We start from the raw sequence: 19,192 nt of genomic DNA on the forward strand, positions 1-19,192 counted from the left end.
CCGTTGATGCGTGTGTCCACCTTTTCCTGGAATATCCTGTGCGGGCTGGCGCTGACTGCGTCGGCCGCCGCGGTAGAGGCTGCCCCGGCAGTGGCGGCCGGGACGTTGCCGCCGGCGCAGCTGGCCGACATGCTCGCCCGCGCCGCGCCCGGCGCGGACCGCAAGGTCCTGCAGCTTGCGGCCAGGGCGATGTCCTGTGCGCTGCGTCGGCCGGAGCTGGGCATCGATCCGACCCGGCTGAGCGTGATCGATTATTCGCGGCCCTCGACCCAGCAGCGCATGTGGGTGTTCGACTTGGCCCGGCAGAAGCTGCTGTTCGAAGAATGGGTGGCGCATGGCCGCAACAGTGGCGGCAACCAGACCGAGCACTTCTCCAACCGCGACGGCAGTTTCATGTCCAGCCTGGGCGCGTTCACCGCCAAGGAAACCTACATGGGCGGCAACGGCTACTCGCTGCGCCTGGAAGGCCTGGAGCCGGGCTTCAACGACCATGCGCGCGACCGCGCCATCGTCATCCACGGGGCGCCGTACGTGAATCCGACCATGGCGCGCCTGCAGGGCCGCCTCGGCCGCAGCCTGGGCTGCCCGGCAGTACGCCTCACGGTGGCCAAGCCGCTCATCGACAGTCTGCGCGGCGGTGCGATGGTGTTCGCCTACTACCCGGACAAGGAGTGGCTGGCGCGCTCTCAGCTGCTCGGTCCGGACTGCGGTGGCAGCGCCGGCTGAGCGTGCTGGGGCACAATGGCGGCATGTCGACCGATACCGTCCTGAGCGCGGCCACGCGCGTCATTCCCAGTTTCGAATACCGTCGCGAACGTTGGCGCAACGGCATGGGCTGGACCCGAGAAATCCTGCGCGTGCCGGACAACGATGGCTGGCAGGTGCGCTTGTCGATTGCCGAGATCGAACAGGACGCGGCGTTTTCCGCGTTCCCCGGCATCGAGCGCGAGCTGGTGCTGCTGCGTGGGGAAGGGCTGCGTCTGCGTTTCGCGGATGGCGTGGTGCATACACTGTCACCCCCGCACGACCGGCTGCGTTTTGCCGGCGAGGCGCAGGTCAGCGGCGAGCTGGTCGATGGCCTCACCCACGATTTCAACCTGATGTGGCGGCGCGACACGCTCGATGCAGCGCTACTGCACCGACCGCTGGTGGGCAGCATGTTCTTCTTCACCGAGCCCGCGGTGGCCTGGGCGATTCACCTGCTGGCCGGTCAGGCCACGTTCGAGGAGGAGGCCGGAATGCCACCGTTGGAGGCGGGTGACACCGCCTGGTTGGCCGCTGGCGCGCGCAAGCGATTTGCGTTGCGCGGTGGCGGCGAGTTGCTGGCGATCCGGCTGAGTCCGCGTTAGGGGCGCATCCCGATCGATCACCGATACCCGTGTGCCCGGTTCGGTGGCGACCTGACCGGTTGCGAAGGCGGCTTCGGTGGAGGTCATGCGTGTGTCGCGCCGATCACTGTCATCGGCGTTCGTTTGGGAACCGACCCTATCGGCTGCGGTGCACCGGGTGCGCTCAATACACGTCGCGGCGGTACCTGCCGGCCACGATCAACGCTTCCTTGCCTTCGCGTCCCAGTGCGCGTTCGATCACGTCGTCCACCGCCGGGGCCATGCCCTGCAGACTGCCGCAGACCAGGATCGTGGCGCCGTCGCGGACCCACTGCCACAGCGTGTCGATGTTGGCTTGCAGCCGGTCCTGCACGTAACGATGCTCGCCGCCATCGCGGCTGAACACCGTATCCAGGCGCTCGATCCAGCCGGCCTGCTGCCAGGCCTGAAGTTCATCGCCGAAGTAGAAGTCATGCGCGGCGGTACGTTCGCCGAACAGCAGCCAGTTGCGCCGCGCGCCGGCATCCCTGCGTGCACGCAGGTGCGCGCGCAGGCCGGCGATGCCGGTGCCGTTGCCGATCAGGATCAGCGGTGCGTCGGTAGCAGGCGCGTGGAAATTCGGATTGCTGCGGAAGCGCAGGTCGATGCGGCCGCCGAGGGCGGCGTGATCGCACAACCAGCCGCTGCCCAGGCCGGGCGTGCCATCGGGACGCAACTGGCGGCGCAGCAACAGCTGCACGTCACCTTCGACCGGCATGCTGGCGATGGAGTATTCGCGATGGGGCAGCGGTCGCAGCGCGGAAACCAGCGATGCGGCATCGGCGCACGGTGTTTCTTCAGCGGTCGGCAGGTGCGCACGGGCAAGATGCTCGCGCAACGCGACGCCGTCGATCACCTGCGAGCCGTCCAATGCGGCCTCGGCCAGCCATGCCTCGACAGCGGCCGGCGCGTGGCGTGGACCGATCTCCACCACATCGCCGGCCTGCCAGACCGGCAGCACACCGTCGGCCGGTACCAGCGATACCGCCCAGGTGCCCGCGCCAGGGCTCCCGGGATTCTGCAGCGCACGGCTGCGCAGCTGCCAGTGCTGATACTCGGCCGGAGTCCAGTCGGGCAGGTCGGTCGCCGTACCACCAAGTTGGCCTAGCAACTGCTGCCAGTGGCGCAGCGCGGCCGGATCGGCGTTGTCCACCTCGACGGTGTCGAACAGCGGGTGCGCACCCTGCCGGCGCAACCACGTATCCAACTGATGGCCGAACGCGCAGAAATGCCCATAACTGCGGTCACCAAGCGCCAGCACGCCGTACTGCAGGTGGGACAGCGCCAACGACTGCGACATCACGGTGCGCAGGAACGGCAGCGCATGATCGGGTGCATCGCCTTCACCGGTGGTGCTGGCCACGAACAACACCTGCGTCGCCTGCTGCAACGCGTTGCTGTCGATCTGGTGCAGACCCCGGATGCGTACCGGCAGGCCGGCCGCGCGCAGTGCCTCGGCACTGCGCGCGCACACCTGCTGGGCAAAGCCGGTCTGGCTGGCCCAGACCAGCAGGATCGGTGCCTGTCCTTCACTGCCTGCATCGTCGCGTGGGCGCCCACGCCACCAGATCAGCGCGCATAGCGCGGCATAGCCGAGCACGCTGCCGATTGCCCAGCGCCAGTGCGAGGCCAGCGGCGCGCCCTGCCACCCGTCTTTCTGCAGGTGCAGGCGCAACAGCAACCACGCCAACACCGCCAACGCGGCGAGCACCAGCAGGTTGCCGACCACGGCGCGCGACGGACGGCTCATGCGGCCGGCGCCTGCTGCGCATCGAACAGACGTTCGAACGCCGGGCTCATGTGTTCTTCAATGCCATTGGAGCCACGGCTGACGTAGCGCACGGCCAGGTCGTGCGCGCGCGCGAACGCCAGCCCCTGCTCGACGCCCATCACGGTGAGCGCGGTGGCCCAGCCGTCGGCATGCATCGCATCGCGTGCCACCACGGTGACGGCTGCGGCGGCACGGGTGACCGGTGCGCCGCTGCGTGGGTCCAGGGTATGACTGAACTGCGCGCCGTCCTGCTCGAAGTGGTGCCACCGGTCGCCGGAGGTGGCCACGGCCAGGTCATCCAACCCAAGCACGCGCGGCGGCAGGTCGGTGCTGGCCTCTTCTTCCGGGCCGGCTTCCACCAGCACGCGCCACGGTTGGCCATCGGGCTTGCGACCGTAGCCGTAGAGCTCGCCGCCAACGTCGACCAGCGCCGCGCGTACGCCCTGTTCGCGCAGCCAGTGGCCCACCTGGTCCACGCCGAAGCCCTTGGCGATCGCCGACAGGTCCAGCGCGACGCCGCCGGGTTGCTGCAGCGCGCGGTCCCGCCAGAGCAGGCGTTGCCAGCCACAACGCGCGCGGGTGGCCGCGAGCACCGCCGGATCGGGGATGCGCTGGGCGTGGGCGTGCGCGCCAAAACCCCACAGCGCCACCAGCGGGCCGACGGTGGGATCGAAGGCACCGCCGCTGCGCGCGGCGATGTCCAGCGCGGCGTCGAGTACCTGCGCGAACAAGGGCGGCAGCGGATGTACGCTGCCGCTGTCGGCGCGGTTGAAGCGTGAGATATCGCTGCCGGCTTCCCAGGTGCTCATCTGCGCGACGATGGCGTCGAGCTGGGCCTGGATGCCGGTGTGCAGCGAATGCAGATCGCGCGTACGCGCCACCACCAGCTTTACCTGCCAGGTGGTGCCCATGGTGTGGCCACCGAGGCTGGCAATGTCGAAATCCGTGTTGTTCATGAGGTGGGCATGGCGGGCACGGTCGGCCCGATTGCCGATAAGGGTCTGGTGAAAGGCCCCCTCCATGCTGAAGGGGGCGTGGCAACCGCGCAGGCTGGACGTGACCTGCGCGGCGGTGAACGCCTTGGGCGATTACTGCGGCAGCACTTCCAGCGTGGCAACGTAGTTCAGGCGACGGGTCTTGGCCTGCTTCAGCGAGGTCTTCTTGTCTTCGCTGCTGGTTTCCAGCCAGTACATGCCGGCTTCGGGCCAGGTGACGGTGAACTCGCCCTTCTTGTCGGTGCTCACCTTGATCTCATTCTGGGCGTTGCGGTAACGCGTGCCGCCGCGGGTGATCTCGAACGCCAGGCCGGCGCGCGGCTTGCCATCGACCAGCACGCGGAAGCTTGCCGCTTCGCCGGCGGCCAGGTCGTTGGGGTGACCCAGAGCGACCAGCTCGATGCCCTGCTTGGTGGGGGCCAGCGCGGTGGCGTTCGGGGTGCCGTTGGTGACGAAGGTCTCGATGCGGTTGACCGACTGCGACACCTGCAGCTTCTTGGCTTTCTTCGGCACTTCGGTGGCGAAGGTGGCCGGGGTGCCGCGCCAGCGCTTGGGCTTGCCGGCTTCTTCCCAGCTGGCCGAGAGGCCGCTGCTGACCGAGGCCAGGCGGTAGGTGCCCTGCTGGGTCAGTTCCACGTCGAAGACGCTGCGGTACTTGCCGGTGGACGCGTTCTGCGGCTGCACGGTGCTGCCGTCCGGCGCGGTGATGACCAGGCTGTCCAGCCGCAGCGGCACGTGGTTGAAGTAGAACAGGTCGTTGGACACGGCCGCATCGACGGTGATCCACGGGTTCTCACCGGCAATCACGGTCTGCGAGGGCTGCAGCCAGGCTTTGTGGGCCAGGGCGGAGAACGGAAGTGCGGCGGCCAGGGCGGCGGCTAGGACGAGCGAGCGCTTCATCAAAAACTCCATGTAGTGGACAGCTTCGGTGAACTGGGGATCGGCCCGGAGGCCGACGCTACGCCGCTGCGCGACGTCCCGAGGGGAACCCGCCGGTGAGGGCGGGCGACAAGTCAGGGCTTGGCCGTGAGGGTGACCAGACCGAGTTCGGTGGCGCCTTGGGCTTTGCCGTTCTGGACGGTGGTGGCCGGCCAGGTAAAGGGGATCTTGAGCAGTTCGCGGCCGCCGACTTCGCGCACCGCTTCGACCACCAGAGTGTAATTGCCCGGGGCGAGGGCTTTCAGTGCCGGCTGCTTGTCGTCGAACGACAGCGCCTGCTTGCCGGCCGGGCGGGTGGGGCCGGTGACGCCGTCCACGGGCACGTCCAGGGTACGGCCGCTCTTGCGCCACCACTGGCGCAGGTCGGGTAGCCACTTGGTGCCGTGGCCTTCGCTGTTGCCGGTCTGCTGGTACCAGACCGAGAGATTGGCGGCCACTTTCTGGTCGGCCCCTTCCAGCCACACGGCGACATACGGGCGATGGTATTCGGCGACGTTGAGCTTGGGCACTTCGACGTTGATGTCGAGGGTGGCGGCGTAGGCCGGGGTGGCGGCCAGCAGGCCGCTCAGGGCGATGGTCAGGGTGACGCGCATGGTGCGGCTCCGTGGGGGACGATCAAGGTAGGAGGGTCAGTGGATCAGGATCAGGGCGATCAGCAGCGGGATCATCAGGCCCAGGCCGACCAGCGGCCAGGTCATGCGGCGCTGGCGGGCATGCAGGTGCAGCAGGAACAGGCCGGTGATGCAGAACACCAGACAGGCCACGGCGAACACGTCCAGGAACCAGCCCCAGGCCGGTCCGGCGTTGCGGCCTTTGTGCAGGTCGTTGAAATAGGAGATCCAGCCGCGCGAGGTGGCTTCGTATTCGACCGCGCCGCTGTCGCGATCAATGCTGAGCCAGGCGTCGCCGCCGGGGCTGGGCATGGACAGGTAGATTTCGCCCTCGGACCATTCGGCGCGGCGGCCGCCGACGGAAATGGCCAGCTGCGCATCGAGCCAGCGCGCGGCGGGGCGCGGAATCGGGGCGTTGCCGTCGGTGCGGTCGCCAAGTTGTGCGAGCAGGTCGGCGGGCAATTCGAGCTGGCGATTGACCACCTTCGGGGTGGCTTCGATGCTGGACGCGTGATTGAGGGTGATGCCGGTGGCGGCAAACAGGAGCATGCCGATCAGGCACACGGCCGAGCTGATCCAGTGCCACTGGTGCAGGGTGCGCAGCCAGAAGCCACGACGTTGTTGCTGCTGCACGCTGGAGGAGGGAGTGGCCACGGTCACGCTGCTGGGAACTGAATGGCGAATTACACCATTGATGAGAATGGTTCGCAATTTCTGGGTTCGCGGGGCTCCTGTGCTTGGAGGCGAGCGTCGCAAGCGCGGGACGTCCAGATCCGTAGCTGGCCGACGGATGTGGGTAAAAGCGGGTGCCTCGCAGTTTGTTTACTGAGGGCTGCCGAGCATGGCTCGGCACTACCGGTACACGGCCCCTGGTAGTAGAGCCGAGCCATGCTCGGCTGCTCCTGCTCCTGCTCCTGCTCTTGCTCCTGCTCCCGCTCCCGCCCTTGCCCTTGCTCCGGATCCCACTTCCGCCCCCACCGCACCGCCCCCGCAGTGCGCAGGCCGTCCGCCGTTGCCGTCGCCCTCAGAACTTCGCGTTCACCGAGATCCAGTAACTCCGGCGCTGGTCCTTGGTGGCGTAATCGTCCACGCAGTTGTACTCGCTGTCGCTGATCAGCACGCACGACTGCGACACGAAGTCCTTGTCGAACAGGTTGTTCACCCGCGCGTTGAGCGTCAGCCAGGGATTGATGTTCCAGCTGCCGCCCAGGTGGAAGATCGTGTAGTCCTCGTAGTAGCGCACCTGCGACGTGCTTACCCCGCCCACGTTGCTCAGCAGCGTGTCGCGGTAACGGTCGTAACGCCCCTCGCCGATCAACGACAGGCTGACCGCATCGCTGAGCTGCCAGTTCAGGCTGGCATTGGCCATGTGCCTGGCCGGCGTCGTGGTGCCGCCCACCGGCTTGCCCTTGTCCACGCCGCTGGTCTGCTCGGAGCGCGTGTAGGTGTAGTTGCCACGCAGCTGCAGGTTGTCCAGCAGGTCCACATAAGCGGCCGTTTCAATGCCCTTGGTCTCGGCCTTGTCCACGTTCACGCTCTGCGCGAACGTGCTGTAGCCCAACGCTGCCCAGCCCGGACCGACGTCAACGCAGTAGCCACTGCCGGCCGGTGCCACTTCGCAGTTCGGGAAGGTGCCGCCGCTGGCGATCTTGTCGTCGAACTTGTTGAGGAAGCCGGTCACGTTGAAGCCCCACTGCGCGCCCTCGTAGTACGTCGCGATCTCATAGTTGGTGCTGGTTTCCGGCTTCAGGTTCGGCGAACCCACCAACGGCAGCACGCCCTGGCCGCCGAAGCCGGTCACCCCCGGGAACAGCTGGTCGGGGCGCGGGGTCTTGTAGCCAGTGCTCACGCCGCCCTTGATCGTCCATGCATCGCTGGCGTTCCACACCAGGTATCCGCGCGGACTGACGTGGCTGCCGAAGATGTTGTGGTCGTCATAACGCACGCCCACCGTGGCGGTCAGCGTGTCGGTCAGCGACCAGTTGTCCTCGGCGAACACCGACCACATCCGATGCTGCTGCTTCACGTTGGCGCGGTAGCCGGCGCCGTCCATGCCGAACACGCCGTCGACCATGTCGGTGTCGTTGTATTGGCCGCCCACGGTCAGCTTGTGCGCGCCGAAGGTCATGTCCAGCATCGTGTCCAGCACGTAGCCTTCCAGCTCCATCGTGCGCAGCGGGCGCGGCAGGAATGCCTGCAGGCGTGCCTGCTCGCTGGCATTGAGCGCACTCAGCGCGTTGCCGCGGCCGGCCGCGCAGTTGGCGGCGGCGCCGGTACGGCGGCAGACGTCGTTCCACAGCGTCTGCAGGTCATCGCGTTCGTCCAGCGTCAATGGCAGCGAACGGCCGAGGTTGTTGCTGATGGTGTGGGTCAGCGTGGTCTGCCAGGTGCCGAATGTGTAGCGGCCCTGATGGCTCAGCGCCAGCTGGTCGCGCTCGTAGCGCTGGTAGGCGGTATAACCCACGCGCGGCTGAACTACGCGGCGGGTGAGGGTGCCGGTGCCGTTCGGATGGGGGACCGTGGCGTTGCCGACGCGCCACAGGCTGGCCAGGCTGTCCAGGGTGCCGGTCTGGCCCTCGCTGTTGTCGTATTTCTGCCGCGACACGTCGTAGTCCAGGGTCAGGTCGTGGTCGTCGTTGATCGTCCAGTTCACGCGCACGCCGGTGTTCCAGTTGGTATTGGCCACCGCCTTGCCGCCGCCACCGAAGCCGATGCTGCGCTCCCACAGCGTGCCGTCCGGCAGCGGCAGGTCGTCCCATTCCGGGTTGGAGGCTTTGGCGTCGTAGTAGCTGCCCCGCACCGCCAGGCCCAGGCGATCTTTGACGAGCGGCCCGGTCAGGTACACATCGGTGGTGCGCGCATCGCCGAACTGGTCGTCCTGCTGCACGGTGGCGCCCTGGGTGAGCGAGCCGTGCCAACTGTCCTGGTTGCGCCGGGTGATGATGTTGATCACCCCGCCCATCGCGTCCGATCCGTACAGGGTGGACATCGGGCCACGCACCACTTCGATGCGCTCGATCGCATCCAGCGGCGGCAGGTAAGAGAACTGGCCGCCGCCGAAGTTGTTCGGATAGAGCTGGCCGACGTTGCTCTGGCGGCGACCGTCGATCAGCACCAGGGTGTACTCCGACGGCATGCCGCGCATGGAGAGGGTGGCGCGGCCGTTCTTGTCGGTGGTTTCCATGCCCACATCGATGCCTTCCACGTCGCGCAGCGCGTCGACCAGGCTGGTGTAGGGCCGCTTGCTCAGCTCTTGGCGACTGACCACGCTGATGCTGGCCGGGGCGTCGGTGATTTTCTGTTCGAAGCCGGCGGCGGTGACCACGACCTTGTCCAGCGTGGTCGGTGCGGCGGCGTCGCCGTTGGCGAAGGCGGGCGCGCTGATCGCGCCGAGCAGGGCCAGGCTCAGGGCGTGGCGGGACAGGGACATGCGACGACGATCGCGTTGGGCCATGGGGGTAACCTCGAAAAGGAAAGACGGACGCGGGACGCCACGACCGGCGGTCGCAGCGCTGCAGGAATCAGGGAAGTGCCCGGGAACAGGCAGGTGTCGCCATCGACGGGGGGCGCGTCACTACCGCGACGCGCGTGTCGGAATCAGCCCTGCGGTGGGGCTTGTCCGCGTTGAACGCGCAGGCCGGGCGCAGCCGGCAGCGGAATGGCAGGCGCCGAATCCACCGACGGGGCCACCTGCGGCGGCAGGTCGACCCAGGTCGCCAGCAACCGGTCCAGCGCGTCGGGCAAGGCCGGCGGCAACGGTGGCGGGGTGTTGGCCGGACGCACGCTGGTGAGCCGACGCGGTTTGGCCGCTACTTCTTCCTGCGGCGTGGTTTCACCGCCACCGCGACGTTCTTCGGCCGGCAGTTGCAGTACCAGCGCGGCACTGCCCGGCAACGCCCGGTCCAGCACCGGCAGGGCGGTGAACAGCATCGCCAGCAGGCCCAGCCACGCCAGCACGCTCGCCAACGCCGGACGCTGCCCGCGCACGGCGGGGGCGAAGTTGCGAAGGCGGTGCGGGTGGCGCAAGACGGAATCCCTGCTCAAGCGTGTTGGGTGGGGAACATGACGCTCCCGATCACGAGCGGACCTCGATGACGCGGCGGAGTGTAGTGAGATCCGTTCGCGGACGCAAATAGGAATGATTTGCGAATAGGGGATTTTGGATCTACCGCGTCGAAGGCGGATCGACCAGTGCCCGCAATGCGGCATGCGGCGAGGCCGCGAGGGCCGTGCGGAGGTGGGCAAGGAATGATGGGCTGCCATGGGCCAGTGCGCGTTCCAGCCACGCCGCAGCCGCATCGATCTCACCCGCCGCCAGCAGCACCGAGGCATGGCTGGCTTGGCCGCGGAAGTCGCTCGCCTCAGCCGAGCGCAGGTACCACGCCGGAGCGGCGGCCGGATCGGCGGCCACGCCAACGCCGTCTTCCAGGCAGCGGCCGACCAGGTTCATCGATTTGGCATGGCCCAGGCGCGCGGCCTGCAGGTACAGCGCAAACGCGGCAGGTTCATCGCGGGTGACGCCGCGGCCGGTGCCCAGCAGGTTGGCCAGGTTGTACATGCCCCAGTCCAGGCCGCTGTCGGCGGCCTTGCGGTACCAGACCGCCGCCAGTTCCAGGTTCTGCACGGTGCCGCTGCCCAGCTCATGGCAGCGCCCGAGCATGTTCATGGCGATGCCCAGCCCGCCGTTGGCGGCGCGCTCGAACCAGAGCACGGCGGCGGCCGGATCCTGCGGGATGCCGCGGCCTTCCATGCAGGCCTGGCCGAGCAGGAACTGCGCCTGCACGTCGCCGCGTTGGGCGATCGGGATCAGCGTGGCAAGTGCGGCGGTGGGGTCGTGCTGCAGCTGCGCGGCCAGCGCGGTGGCATCCAGTGCGGGCGGGGTCGGCTCAGACATCAGCCCACTGCCGCAGCAGGTTGTGATACACGCCGGTAAGGTTCACCAGCGCGGGATGGTCGGGGTGGTCGTGGGTGAGGCGCCGGATTGCGTTGTCCATGTCCCACATCAGGCGGCGCTGCCCGTCGTCGCGCAGCATGCTCTGGATCCAGAAGAACGAGGCCAGTCGCGTCCCGGCGGTGACCGGCGTGACCTGGTGCAGGCTGGTGCCGGGGTACAGCACCATGTGCCCGGCGGGCAGCTTCACCCGCTGGGTGCCGAAGGTGTCCTCGATGACCAGTTCGCCGCCTTCGTACTCGTCCGGATCGCTCAGGAACAAGGTCGCCGACACATCGGTGCGCACCGGTTGCGGTTGCCCGGCCACGCTGTAGTCGTAGCGCACCGCGTTGTCGATGTGGAAGCCGAAGGTCTGGCCGGGCTGGTAGCAGTTGAACAGCGGCGGAAAGATCCGTCGCGGCAGGGCGGCCGAAAAGAAGCTGCTGTTGCGCCCGAGCGCATCCAGGATGGTCGAACCCACCGCACGCGCGGCCGGGTCGGACTCGGGCAGCTGCAGGTTGTGCTTGGCCTGCGCGGACTGGTAGCCCGCGGTCAGCCGTCCGTCGGTCCAGCCGGCGGTGGCCAGCTGCTTGCGGGCCAGGGTGACCTGCTCGGCGCTGAGGACGTCGGGGATGTGCAGCAGCATGATCGGCTCCAGCCCCTCCCGCACCGGAGCGCGGGAGGGAGCGTATCGCTTAGAACGTGAAGTTGAAGGCCAGCGTGGCCGAACGACCCGGCGCGATGGCAGCGTAGTGCGAAGCGTACGCCTTGGTGAAATAGGTTTTGTTGGTCAGGTTCTGCACGTTCAACTGCAGGCTGTAGCGCTCGCTGAAGGCGTAGCCCACCATTGCATCCCAGCGGGTGTAGGACGGCACCCACTTGGTGTTGTTGACGTTGCCGTAGACCTTGTCCACGTAGTTCGCGCCGGCGCCGAGGCTGAGGCCTTCGACGAACGACGGCGCCCAGGTGGTCCACAGGCTGGCGCTGTGTTTGGCGGTGTTGGGGAACTGGTTGCCGTTGAACGGCGAGGGCACGTACACCCCGTTGACCAGGGCAAAGCCGTTGTCCTCGACTACCGCGTCCAGGTAGGTATAGCCACCAAACACCTGCCAGCCCTGCACGATCGTGCCGCTGAAGCCGATCTCGGCGCCCTTGACCTTCTTGCTGCCCGCGTTCTGGGTGGTGCCCGCATCGCTGGTGACGCGCGCGTTGGTCATCTCGGTTTCGAAGATCGCACCGGTCAGCGACAGGCGCGCATCGAACAGGTCCCACTTGGTGCCCAGTTCGATGTTGCGGCTGCGCTGCGGCTTGAGATCCTGGATGGTGGCGCTGATGCCATCGGCGCCATCACCGCCGTCGGTGCCCACCGGGGTGGAGGAGGTGCCCCAGGACAGGTAGATGCTGCCGTTTTCCACCGGCTTGAAGACCAGCCCGGCCTGGCCGTTCCAGAACGAGGTGTCGTTGCGCAGGTGCTGCAGGTTGGCCGCGGCGGTCGGGTTGAACTGGTGGGTGCTGTAGTCGTCGAAGCGCGCACCCAGGTTGAGCATCCACTGCTCGCTGAAGCTGATGGTGTCGAACACGTACGCCGACTTCGTGCGCGTGGTCTGGCGCACGTCATTGGCGGGGTTGCTGCGGGTCACGGTGTGCAGCGACGCCCACGGATCGTTCGGGTTCGGATTGGTGAGGTCGGTGCAGTTGTAGCCGGTGGCCGCGCCGGTGGTCGGGCAGTTCTGGTTGCCGGTGATCGGGTTGTTGGTGCCGGCGGTGGTCTGTCCGTTCGGGCGACGCACCTCGCCGATCAGGTAGTTGCCGCGCACGGTCTTTTCGCTGCTGTATTCCACGCCGGCGTTGAAGCTGTGGCGCAGCGGGCCGGTCTCGATGTCGCCGGTCACGCTGGTCTGGTTGATGAAGCTGTCGGTCTGGGTCGCGCGCGAGTTGGTGCGGCGCCAGACCGTGCCGTACAGGTTCGGGTTGCCCTTGCTGTCGTCGGGCTGGGTCCACAGGTAATCGTTGCGGGTATCACCGTAGCGGGTGATGTTGCGCAGCACGATGCCACCGAAATCATGCGACAGGTTCACGGTGGTGATGTCGGCGCGGGTTTTCTGGAAGTCACGGTCGACCAGGCCGTAGAACGCGTCGCGGTTGGTCACGATCGGGCTGCCGTTGCCGTTGAGCGCCAGGTTGGCGCCGCTGGTGAACGGGTTGCTGTACGGGAAGCCGCCGGCGTCGGGCAGGTCGTCGGTTTCCATGTGGTAGTGGCTGATCACCGCCTGGGTCGGACCGTTGAGCCCGAACGCCAGCGACGGCGCGATGCCCCAGCGGCTGCTGTTGACTTCATCACGGCCGGCCACGTCGGCCTCGTGCTTCATGAGGTTCACGCGCGCGGCGATGCCGTCGCCGATGACCTGATTGGCGTCCAGCGTGCCGCGGTAGTAGTTGTCGGTACCGGCGGCCAGCGAGCCCTGCACGAAGTTGTCCAGCTTCGGGGTCTTGCTGACCAGGCTGATGGTGCCGCCGGCCGAACCGCGACCGGAGTAGGCCGAGCTGGGGCCCTTGACCACGTCGATCTGCTCGATCGCGAACACCTCGCGGGTCTGGCTGCCGGCATCGCGCAGGCCGTCCACGTAGATGTCCGAGGCCGAATCGAAGCCGCGGATGAAGGGACGGTCGCCGGTCGGGTTGCCGCCTTCGCCGGCACCGAAGGTAATGCCCGGCACGGTGCGCAGCGCGTCCAGCAGCGTGGTGGCCGCGGTCTGCTCGATCACCTGCTGGGAGATCACGCTGACCGACTTGGGCGTATCCAGCAGCGGCGCGGTGAACTTGGACGACTGCGCGCGCACGCGCTCGCCGTGCACGTCCACGCCGTCCAGTTCGGTCGCGCGCTGCGGCTCGGCGGCAGCGTCGGTTTCGGCATGGGTGATGGCGGGGGCGGCAATGGCCAGCAGCAGGGCGGACGACAACGGGGTCGGGCGAACGGTCATGGGAGGTCCTGGACGTACGGGCAAGGGCGGACCGGCAGGGCGGTCACGGCGGCGAGCGGGTGGGAAGGTCGGGAAAGCGAACAAACGAACAGGCGGGGCCGCTGGCTGCGCAGGCGCAGACAGGGCGGGGCCGTCACGCGGGGCGTGCGGCCGGGATCAGGCGGTGGGAGGGGCGTGGCCGGGGTTGAGGCGCAGCGAAGGCTCCATCCGCTGCCAGCGCAGTGCATCGGCAGGCCATGGCGGAATCGCCGCTACCCACGCGTTGCGGCGCAACGGGAACAGTGCGGCAGCGCTCCCGGGCTCGGCATCGGCACTCGCGTCGCTTTTGGCGCTGTTTTCGCTGGCCGGCGCATCAGGGCAGGGCAGCGAAGGCGCTTTCTGGCCGGTGTCGGTGGCCATGGCGCCGGATTCAACCTGCTGTGCAAGCGGTCCAGGACCGTCCTGCAGGCCGCGGGTGGCGCCCGTATTCAGCCAACCGGCGGCCAGCAGAACCACGCAGAACGTGGCCCACAGGACGACAACACCGATGGCGGAACGGGTGAGAGACACGGGCGACCAAGCAGGCGCGGCCAGGCGGCCGCGGTGCACATGGTAATGCTAGCAATTCGCATTTTCAAAACGCCGGGCGTTCAGTCGCGGTCGTCGCGGGTCCAGACCCCGTCGTGTTCGCGCTTGACCGGGAACTTGGCCACCGGGGAGTAGGCCGGGGCGCACAGGGCGCGGCCGTCGCGGATGTCGAAGCGTGCCCCGTGCAGAACGCACTCGATGCTGGCCTCGGCGGTGTCGAACGTGCCCGAGGACAGCTCGAACTCATCGTGGGTGCACTGGTCTTCCAGCGCGTAGAGCTCGCCGTCCAGGTTGAACACCACGATCGGGGTGCCGGTGACCTCGTCGAAGGTGCTCTTCATTTCCCCGGCCAGCAGCTCGGCGCTGGCGCAGACGAAGGTCCAGGTCTCGCTCACGCCTGGGCCGCCAGCGGCTTTTCCAGGATCTCGAAGCGCAGGTCGTCGCGCTTGGGCGTGCCGAAGCGCGCGTCGCCGTACGGGAACGGCTTCTTGATCCCGGTGCGCACGTAGCCGCGGCGCTCATAGAAGGCGATCAGTTCCTCGCGCACGTCGATCACCGTCATCTGCATCACCGGCACGCCCCATTCGCGCGCGGCGTGGGCCTCGGCCGCATCGATCATCACCTTGCCGATGCCGCCGCCCTGCTGGGCCGGATCGACCGAGAACATGCCGAAGTACCCCTTGCCGTGGTCGTCGGCCACATGGGCGCAGGCCAGCAGCTGGCCATCGCGCTCGGCCAACAGGATGGTCGAACGCGGACGCGCCAGATCGGCCTGCAGGCTTTCGGCATCGATGCGCGCCCCATCCAGCAGGTCGGCTTCGGTGGTCCAGCCGGCACGGCTGGCGTCGCCGCGATAGGCCGAGGTGACCAGGGCAATCAGGGCGGGGATGTCGGCAGCGGTGGCCGATCGGAAGGTCAGGGTGCTCATGGGCACATTCTAGGCGGGGTGGGCGGTGGCGGGGAGGGGGCAGGGAGTGGGCAGGGAGTGGGCAGGGAGGCAGGGGGAGCCGACGGGCTGTTGGCTGGCCGCTATCGGGGGACCGGTGATCGGCAATCGCGGAGCGGCGAATCGGCGGAACGGCGAATCGCCGGCTCATCGGAGAGGCGTATCGTCGGATGGGCGGATGGGCGGATGGGCGGATGGGCGGATGGACGGATGGTCGAATCGTCGGATTGGTAGTGCCGAGCCATGCTCGGCAGCTCGCAGCATCTCAACACCCGTATCCCATCACCAGGCACAACTATCGCGCGATAAAAAAGCAACGTCAGAAAATACCTACCTTCTGAGATGCATTTATCAAAATCAACAGCGCCGCCTGTAAGAATCATTGAAATGCGCCCGCCATTCTGATTAACCGCTTGACCCATCGCGTACCGTGATTCATAAATGCGCAGCGTAGGGCCACCAGTATCCGCGCTGTCGTTTACTGGAATGTGTTCGCTTCAACCAAGTCCCAAGGTGCCCGCGCACCGCTCAGGTTTCCATCCAGGAAGGAAGGAGTACAAGGATGTTGAATTCAAACATGGCCGGTCGCCGCCACGCGTCATGGCTGCTGATTGTCTGCGCCGCACTCCCGCTAGGTGTGCACGCGCAGGAGGTCGAGAAAAAGTGGACCAGCATGGCGTCCTTCGGTCAGACGCGCGCTACCGAAAAGGCGGTCCAGGCCGATATTGAGAAAGCATTCGAATCCTACCAGGCTGCGGGGCCGTTCAGCTGGTACGTCAAGAGCCAGGCAGTCGCGAAAAACAAGACGATTTACGCCTATCGCGTGAAGCCTGCTCCGGTGACCCGCACGGAGTGGAAGTACAAGTTCAACCAGCAGGAATACCTGACCGAAGATGCGATGATCAATGCGATCAAATCATCGGTGTCCAACGCTCCTCAATGTCCTGCGGCGAAGGTCACACCCGGCCCTTGGACGGGCATACCCGGCGGTGGGGCGGGCGCGGGCGCCGACGGCAGCAACACTGGTGAGGACGCCAGTTATCGGGTCGAGTTCAACGTCTATGACAATGCAGCAGCAACCTGCACCCCGCTCGAGACCAGTGCGTACGTGCAGAGAACCAGGACGGTCAAGTGCCCGAACACGACCGTGATGAAATGGAGCGTGGCGGAAAACGCCTGCACGATGGCTCCGGCAATGGAGCAGTCCGGTGCGCAGTTGATGAGCTACTCATCAGGCCGGGTCACCCAGCAATGCCCCGTCGGCAATCCGTGCGAGCCGACCACTGGTGACAAATCGCAGCCCGAGCCGGATCTCGATCTGGGCTGGATCCGGTTCGCGCGTCATTACCACTCCATGACCACCACTGCAGGCGGTGCGTTCGGGCATGGGTGGACGCACTCGCACAACCTACGGCTGGCGATCGGAACGGATCCGACGGTTTATCCGCCGCCCGCCGAACCGTTTGTTGGTCTGATCGAGGCGGACGGCGGCCAGATAGCGTTCCAGAAAATCGGGGCGGACTACGAGGCCGATGACGGTAGCGGCGATCGTTTGGTGAAGCAGGGCCAGGCGTGGCGGTTGTTCCGCGCGACCGAGGCACTCGACTTCGGGGACAACGGTCTGCTGCAAGCACGCACCTTTGAAGACGGAACCACGTTGAGCTACGTGTATGACGGCCGTGGCAGGCTGCTCTCGGTCACCCACTCCAGTGGCCGCAGCCTGCTGTTCCATTACGAGTCCGCGGCCGGCGATGACCTGATCAGCGCGCTGTCCGCGGCCGGCCAGCTCCTCGCCAGCTACAGCTACACAACTAACGGGCAGGTCGCCTCGGTGACCTATGCCGGCGGCGGCACCCGCAGCTACCACTACGAAGACACCCGGTTCCCGAACTACCTGACCGGTGTCACCGCTGAAGACGCGCGTCGCTACAGCTGGTACGGCTATGACGCCAAGGGCCGGGTCACCTGCAGCCGCCATTCCGGCGACTGTGCCCAGAGCGATGTCGGCATCGATGGCGTACGCCTGGAATACACCACCGCCGGCACCACCATCGTCACCGACGCACTGGGCAAGGTGTCGACATTCGCGCTGACGCCCTCCGGCAGCAGCGGCCTCCCGCGCAAGGTCAGTGGCGTTGCTGATCCTCGAGGCGCCGAAAGCCGCGCGTACTACACCGAGGCGCAGGACTTCCGCCGCCGTCTGAACACCGTGACCGACCGTCGCGGCACGCAGACCAAGTACGCCTACGCGGCAGCCAATGATCCGGTCAGCGGGCAGCCGGTCAACATCCAGACCACCACCGAAGCGCTTGGCCTGCCCGAGCAGCGCATCAGCGAGACCCACACCGACACGGCCAGCAATCGGGCGGTCCTCAGTCGCGTGGGCAACCGCGAAACCCGCATCACCCGCAATGCACGCCTGCAGCCAACGAGCATGGCCGTGCGTGATATGGCGAGCAACGACGTGCGCGTCACCACACTGACGTACTGCGAAGCAGCTGACGTGGCCGCCGGCGGAAGTTGTCCCGTGCTCGGTCTGCTCAAGGCCGTGGATGGTCCGCGCACGGACATCGCGGATACCGTCACGTACGCGTACTACGCCTCTGACGACGCAGGTTGCAGCGATCCCGCCGCGGGCAGTTGCCAGTTCCGCAAAGGCGACCTGCACACCTTGACCAACGCGCTCGGCCACAGTGCAGAGACCCTGTCCTACGATGCGGTCGGCCGCCCGCTGTCGATCAAGGATGCCAACGGCGTTGTCACCGACTACACCTACCATCCGCGCGGGTGGCCAGCCTCGGTCACCGTGCGCGGCGCCGACGCCGCCAGTGACCACCGCACGCAGCTGTCCTACTGGCCGACCGGCCAGGTCCAGGAGATCACCGAGCCCGACGGTTCCACGGTCACGTATGTGTACGACGCCGCCCAGCGCCTGACCGATATTGCCGACAACGCAGGCAACACCGTCCACTACACGCTGGACAACGCCGGCAACCGCCTGAAGGAAGACACCGTCGATACCGGCGGCGCCCTGCGCCGGACGCTGGCCCGCGTCTACAACACGCTGGGCCAGCTGACCACGCTCAAGGATGCAGGCAGCTACGCCACCGGCTTCGCCTACGACGCCAACGACAATCTGCAGGCCATCACCGATGCGCTGCAGCGGGTAATTACGCAGCAACACGATCCGTTGAACCGTCTGGCCGGCACCCTGCAGGACGTGGACGGCGTCGCCGCCGAGATTCGCTCCACCTACAACGCCCTTGATCAGGTTACCCAGGTCACCGACCCCAAGGGCCTGCACACGAGCTACGCCTACAACGGCTTCGGCGACCTGACTACGCAGACCAGCCCGGACAGTGGCAGTACCGCTTTCACCGTCGACGCCGCCGGCAACCGCACGACCCGCACCGACGCGCGCGGCGTCACGGCGACCTTCCATTACGACCCGCTCAACCGCCTGACCGGCATCGCCTATCCCGATCCGAACCTGGATATCGGCTACAGCTACGACACCGCACCGGCCGCGTGCGCGGCGGATGAGCGTTTCGCCAAGGGGCGCCTGGGGACGGTCCTGCATGCGGGCGGCAGCACCGTGTACTGCCACGACCGCTTCGGCCAGGTTACCCGCAAGGTGCAGACCGTCAACGGTGTGACCACCTCCCTGCGCTACGCCTATACCAAGGCGGGCCGGCTGGCGGCGCTGACGTACCCCGACGGCAGCATCGCCGACTACGTCCGCGATCCCCAGGGGCGTGTCAGCCAAATCGGCCTGACCCGCCACGGCCAAGCTCGCCAGCTCGTTGTGAGTCAGGTTACGCACGCTGCGTTCGGCCCCGCCACGGGTTGGACCTACGGCAACGGCCGCCAGCTGGAGCGGCCGCTCGACCTCGACTACCGTCCGCAGGCCGTGCATGACCCGGCAGTGGGCGGTCTCTCGCTGAGCTACGGCTACGACCCGGTCGGTGCGATCACCGAACTGAAGAACGGCACAGGCACCAGCGTCCTGGCCAAGTACGGCTACGACACACTGGGTCGACTGACCCAGACCAAGGACGGCGCCACCGACGTGGCGATCGAGACGT

General features: G+C 67.2%; 16 protein-coding genes. 3 read left to right on the forward strand and 13 right to left on the reverse strand.

What is annotated here, in order from left to right; all coding sequences use genetic code 11:
• Positions 1-6: 6 nt before the first annotated feature.
• Entirely contained in the window at positions 7-726 is a 720-nt protein-coding gene (locus NR101_RS13090; protein WP_256775738.1) for a murein L,D-transpeptidase catalytic domain family protein, read from the forward strand.
• Between the two features lie 23 nt (positions 727-749).
• Entirely contained in the window at positions 750-1,349 is a 600-nt protein-coding gene (locus NR101_RS13095; protein ID WP_256775739.1) for a HutD family protein, read from the forward strand.
• Between the two features lie 163 nt (positions 1,350-1,512).
• Here the strand turns inward: NR101_RS13095 and NR101_RS13100 are convergent, their stop codons facing one another.
• From NR101_RS13100 to NR101_RS13160, 13 genes are all read right to left on the reverse strand, one after another.
• The gene (locus NR101_RS13100) at positions 1,513-3,117 is read right to left on the reverse strand and encodes a sulfite reductase subunit alpha (RefSeq protein ID WP_256775740.1); all 1,605 of its coding nucleotides are present in this window, start codon (positions 3,115-3,117) and stop codon (positions 1,513-1,515) included.
• Positions 3,114-4,094: an FAD:protein FMN transferase gene (locus NR101_RS13105; protein WP_256775741.1), complete on the reverse strand. Its 981-nt coding sequence runs from the start codon at positions 4,092-4,094 to the stop codon at positions 3,114-3,116. The genes NR101_RS13100 and NR101_RS13105 overlap by 4 nt, the downstream gene beginning before the upstream one ends.
• Positions 4,095-4,226: 132 nt before the next feature.
• Positions 4,227-5,033: a DUF4198 domain-containing protein gene (locus tag NR101_RS13110; protein ID WP_256775742.1), complete on the reverse strand. Its 807-nt coding sequence runs from the start codon at positions 5,031-5,033 to the stop codon at positions 4,227-4,229.
• Between the two features lie 113 nt (positions 5,034-5,146).
• A complete protein-coding gene (locus NR101_RS13115; protein ID WP_256775743.1) occupies positions 5,147-5,665 on the reverse strand; it encodes a DUF2271 domain-containing protein in 519 nt (172 codons plus the stop codon).
• A gap of 36 nt (positions 5,666-5,701) precedes the next feature.
• A complete protein-coding gene (locus tag NR101_RS13120) occupies positions 5,702-6,337 on the reverse strand; it encodes a PepSY-associated TM helix domain-containing protein (protein ID WP_256775744.1) in 636 nt (211 codons plus the stop codon).
• A 370-nt stretch (positions 6,338-6,707) separates the two neighbouring features.
• Complete coding sequence (locus tag NR101_RS13125; protein WP_306175523.1) at positions 6,708-9,137, reverse strand: TonB-dependent receptor; 2,430 nt, start codon at positions 9,135-9,137, stop codon at positions 6,708-6,710.
• A 143-nt stretch (positions 9,138-9,280) separates the two neighbouring features.
• Positions 9,281-9,709: a hypothetical protein gene (locus tag NR101_RS13130; protein WP_256775746.1), complete on the reverse strand. Its 429-nt coding sequence runs from the start codon at positions 9,707-9,709 to the stop codon at positions 9,281-9,283.
• A gap of 139 nt (positions 9,710-9,848) precedes the next feature.
• Positions 9,849-10,577, reverse strand: a complete 729-nt coding sequence (locus NR101_RS13135; RefSeq protein WP_256775747.1) for a tetratricopeptide repeat protein — start codon at positions 10,575-10,577, stop codon at positions 9,849-9,851.
• Positions 10,570-11,259 (reverse strand): Fe2+-dependent dioxygenase, encoded by a 690-nt coding sequence (locus NR101_RS13140; protein WP_256775748.1) that lies wholly within the window; start codon positions 11,257-11,259, stop codon positions 10,570-10,572. The genes NR101_RS13135 and NR101_RS13140 overlap by 8 nt, the downstream gene beginning before the upstream one ends.
• Before the next feature lie 49 nt (positions 11,260-11,308).
• Positions 11,309-13,594 (reverse strand): TonB-dependent siderophore receptor, encoded by a 2,286-nt coding sequence (locus NR101_RS13145; RefSeq protein WP_256777743.1) that lies wholly within the window; start codon positions 13,592-13,594, stop codon positions 11,309-11,311.
• 156 nt (positions 13,595-13,750) lie between these two features.
• Positions 13,751-14,143: a hypothetical protein gene (locus NR101_RS13150; protein ID WP_256775750.1), complete on the reverse strand. Its 393-nt coding sequence runs from the start codon at positions 14,141-14,143 to the stop codon at positions 13,751-13,753.
• A gap of 80 nt (positions 14,144-14,223) precedes the next feature.
• Positions 14,224-14,556 (reverse strand): non-heme iron oxygenase ferredoxin subunit, encoded by a 333-nt coding sequence (locus NR101_RS13155; RefSeq protein ID WP_256775751.1) that lies wholly within the window; start codon positions 14,554-14,556, stop codon positions 14,224-14,226.
• On the reverse strand, positions 14,553-15,089 hold the full coding sequence (locus tag NR101_RS13160; RefSeq protein ID WP_256775752.1) for a GNAT family N-acetyltransferase: 537 nt from the start codon (positions 15,087-15,089) through the stop codon (positions 14,553-14,555). Before NR101_RS13160 ends, NR101_RS13155 begins: the two co-directional genes overlap by 4 nt.
• Before the next feature lie 595 nt (positions 15,090-15,684).
• Here NR101_RS13160 and NR101_RS13165 point away from each other — a divergent pair.
• On the forward strand, positions 15,685-19,192 hold a 3,508-nt coding region (locus NR101_RS13165), incomplete at its 3' end, for a DUF6531 domain-containing protein (RefSeq protein WP_256775753.1).

This window comes from Stenotrophomonas sp. Ste86 (genome assembly GCF_024519465.1).
Lineage (GTDB): Bacteria > Pseudomonadota > Gammaproteobacteria > Xanthomonadales > Xanthomonadaceae > Stenotrophomonas.

Bases quoted from the DNA above. Each gene is read 5' to 3' on its own strand.
- NR101_RS13135 (WP_256775747.1), bottom strand. From the start codon at position 10,577: ATGTCTGAGCCGACCCCGCCCGCACTGGATGCCACCGCGCTGGCCGCG.
- NR101_RS13140 (WP_256775748.1), bottom strand. From the start codon at position 11,259: ATGCTGCTGCACATCCCCGACGTCCTCAGCGCCGAGCAGGTCACCCTG.
- NR101_RS13125 (WP_306175523.1), bottom strand. From the start codon at position 9,137: ATGGCCCAACGCGATCGTCGTCGCATGTCCCTGTCCCGCCACGCCCTG.
- NR101_RS13095 (WP_256775739.1), top strand. From the start codon at position 750: ATGTCGACCGATACCGTCCTGAGCGCGGCCACGCGCGTCATTCCCAGT.
- NR101_RS13100 (WP_256775740.1), bottom strand. From the start codon at position 3,117: ATGAGCCGTCCGTCGCGCGCCGTGGTCGGCAACCTGCTGGTGCTCGCC.
- NR101_RS13115 (WP_256775743.1), bottom strand. From the start codon at position 5,665: ATGCGCGTCACCCTGACCATCGCCCTGAGCGGCCTGCTGGCCGCCACC.
- NR101_RS13090 (WP_256775738.1), top strand. From the start codon at position 7: ATGCGTGTGTCCACCTTTTCCTGGAATATCCTGTGCGGGCTGGCGCTG.
- NR101_RS13105 (WP_256775741.1), bottom strand. From the start codon at position 4,094: ATGAACAACACGGATTTCGACATTGCCAGCCTCGGTGGCCACACCATG.
- NR101_RS13110 (WP_256775742.1), bottom strand. From the start codon at position 5,033: ATGAAGCGCTCGCTCGTCCTAGCCGCCGCCCTGGCCGCCGCACTTCCG.
- NR101_RS13145 (WP_256777743.1), bottom strand. From the start codon at position 13,594: ATGACCGTTCGCCCGACCCCGTTGTCGTCCGCCCTGCTGCTGGCCATT.
- NR101_RS13160 (WP_256775752.1), bottom strand. From the start codon at position 15,089: ATGAGCACCCTGACCTTCCGATCGGCCACCGCTGCCGACATCCCCGCC.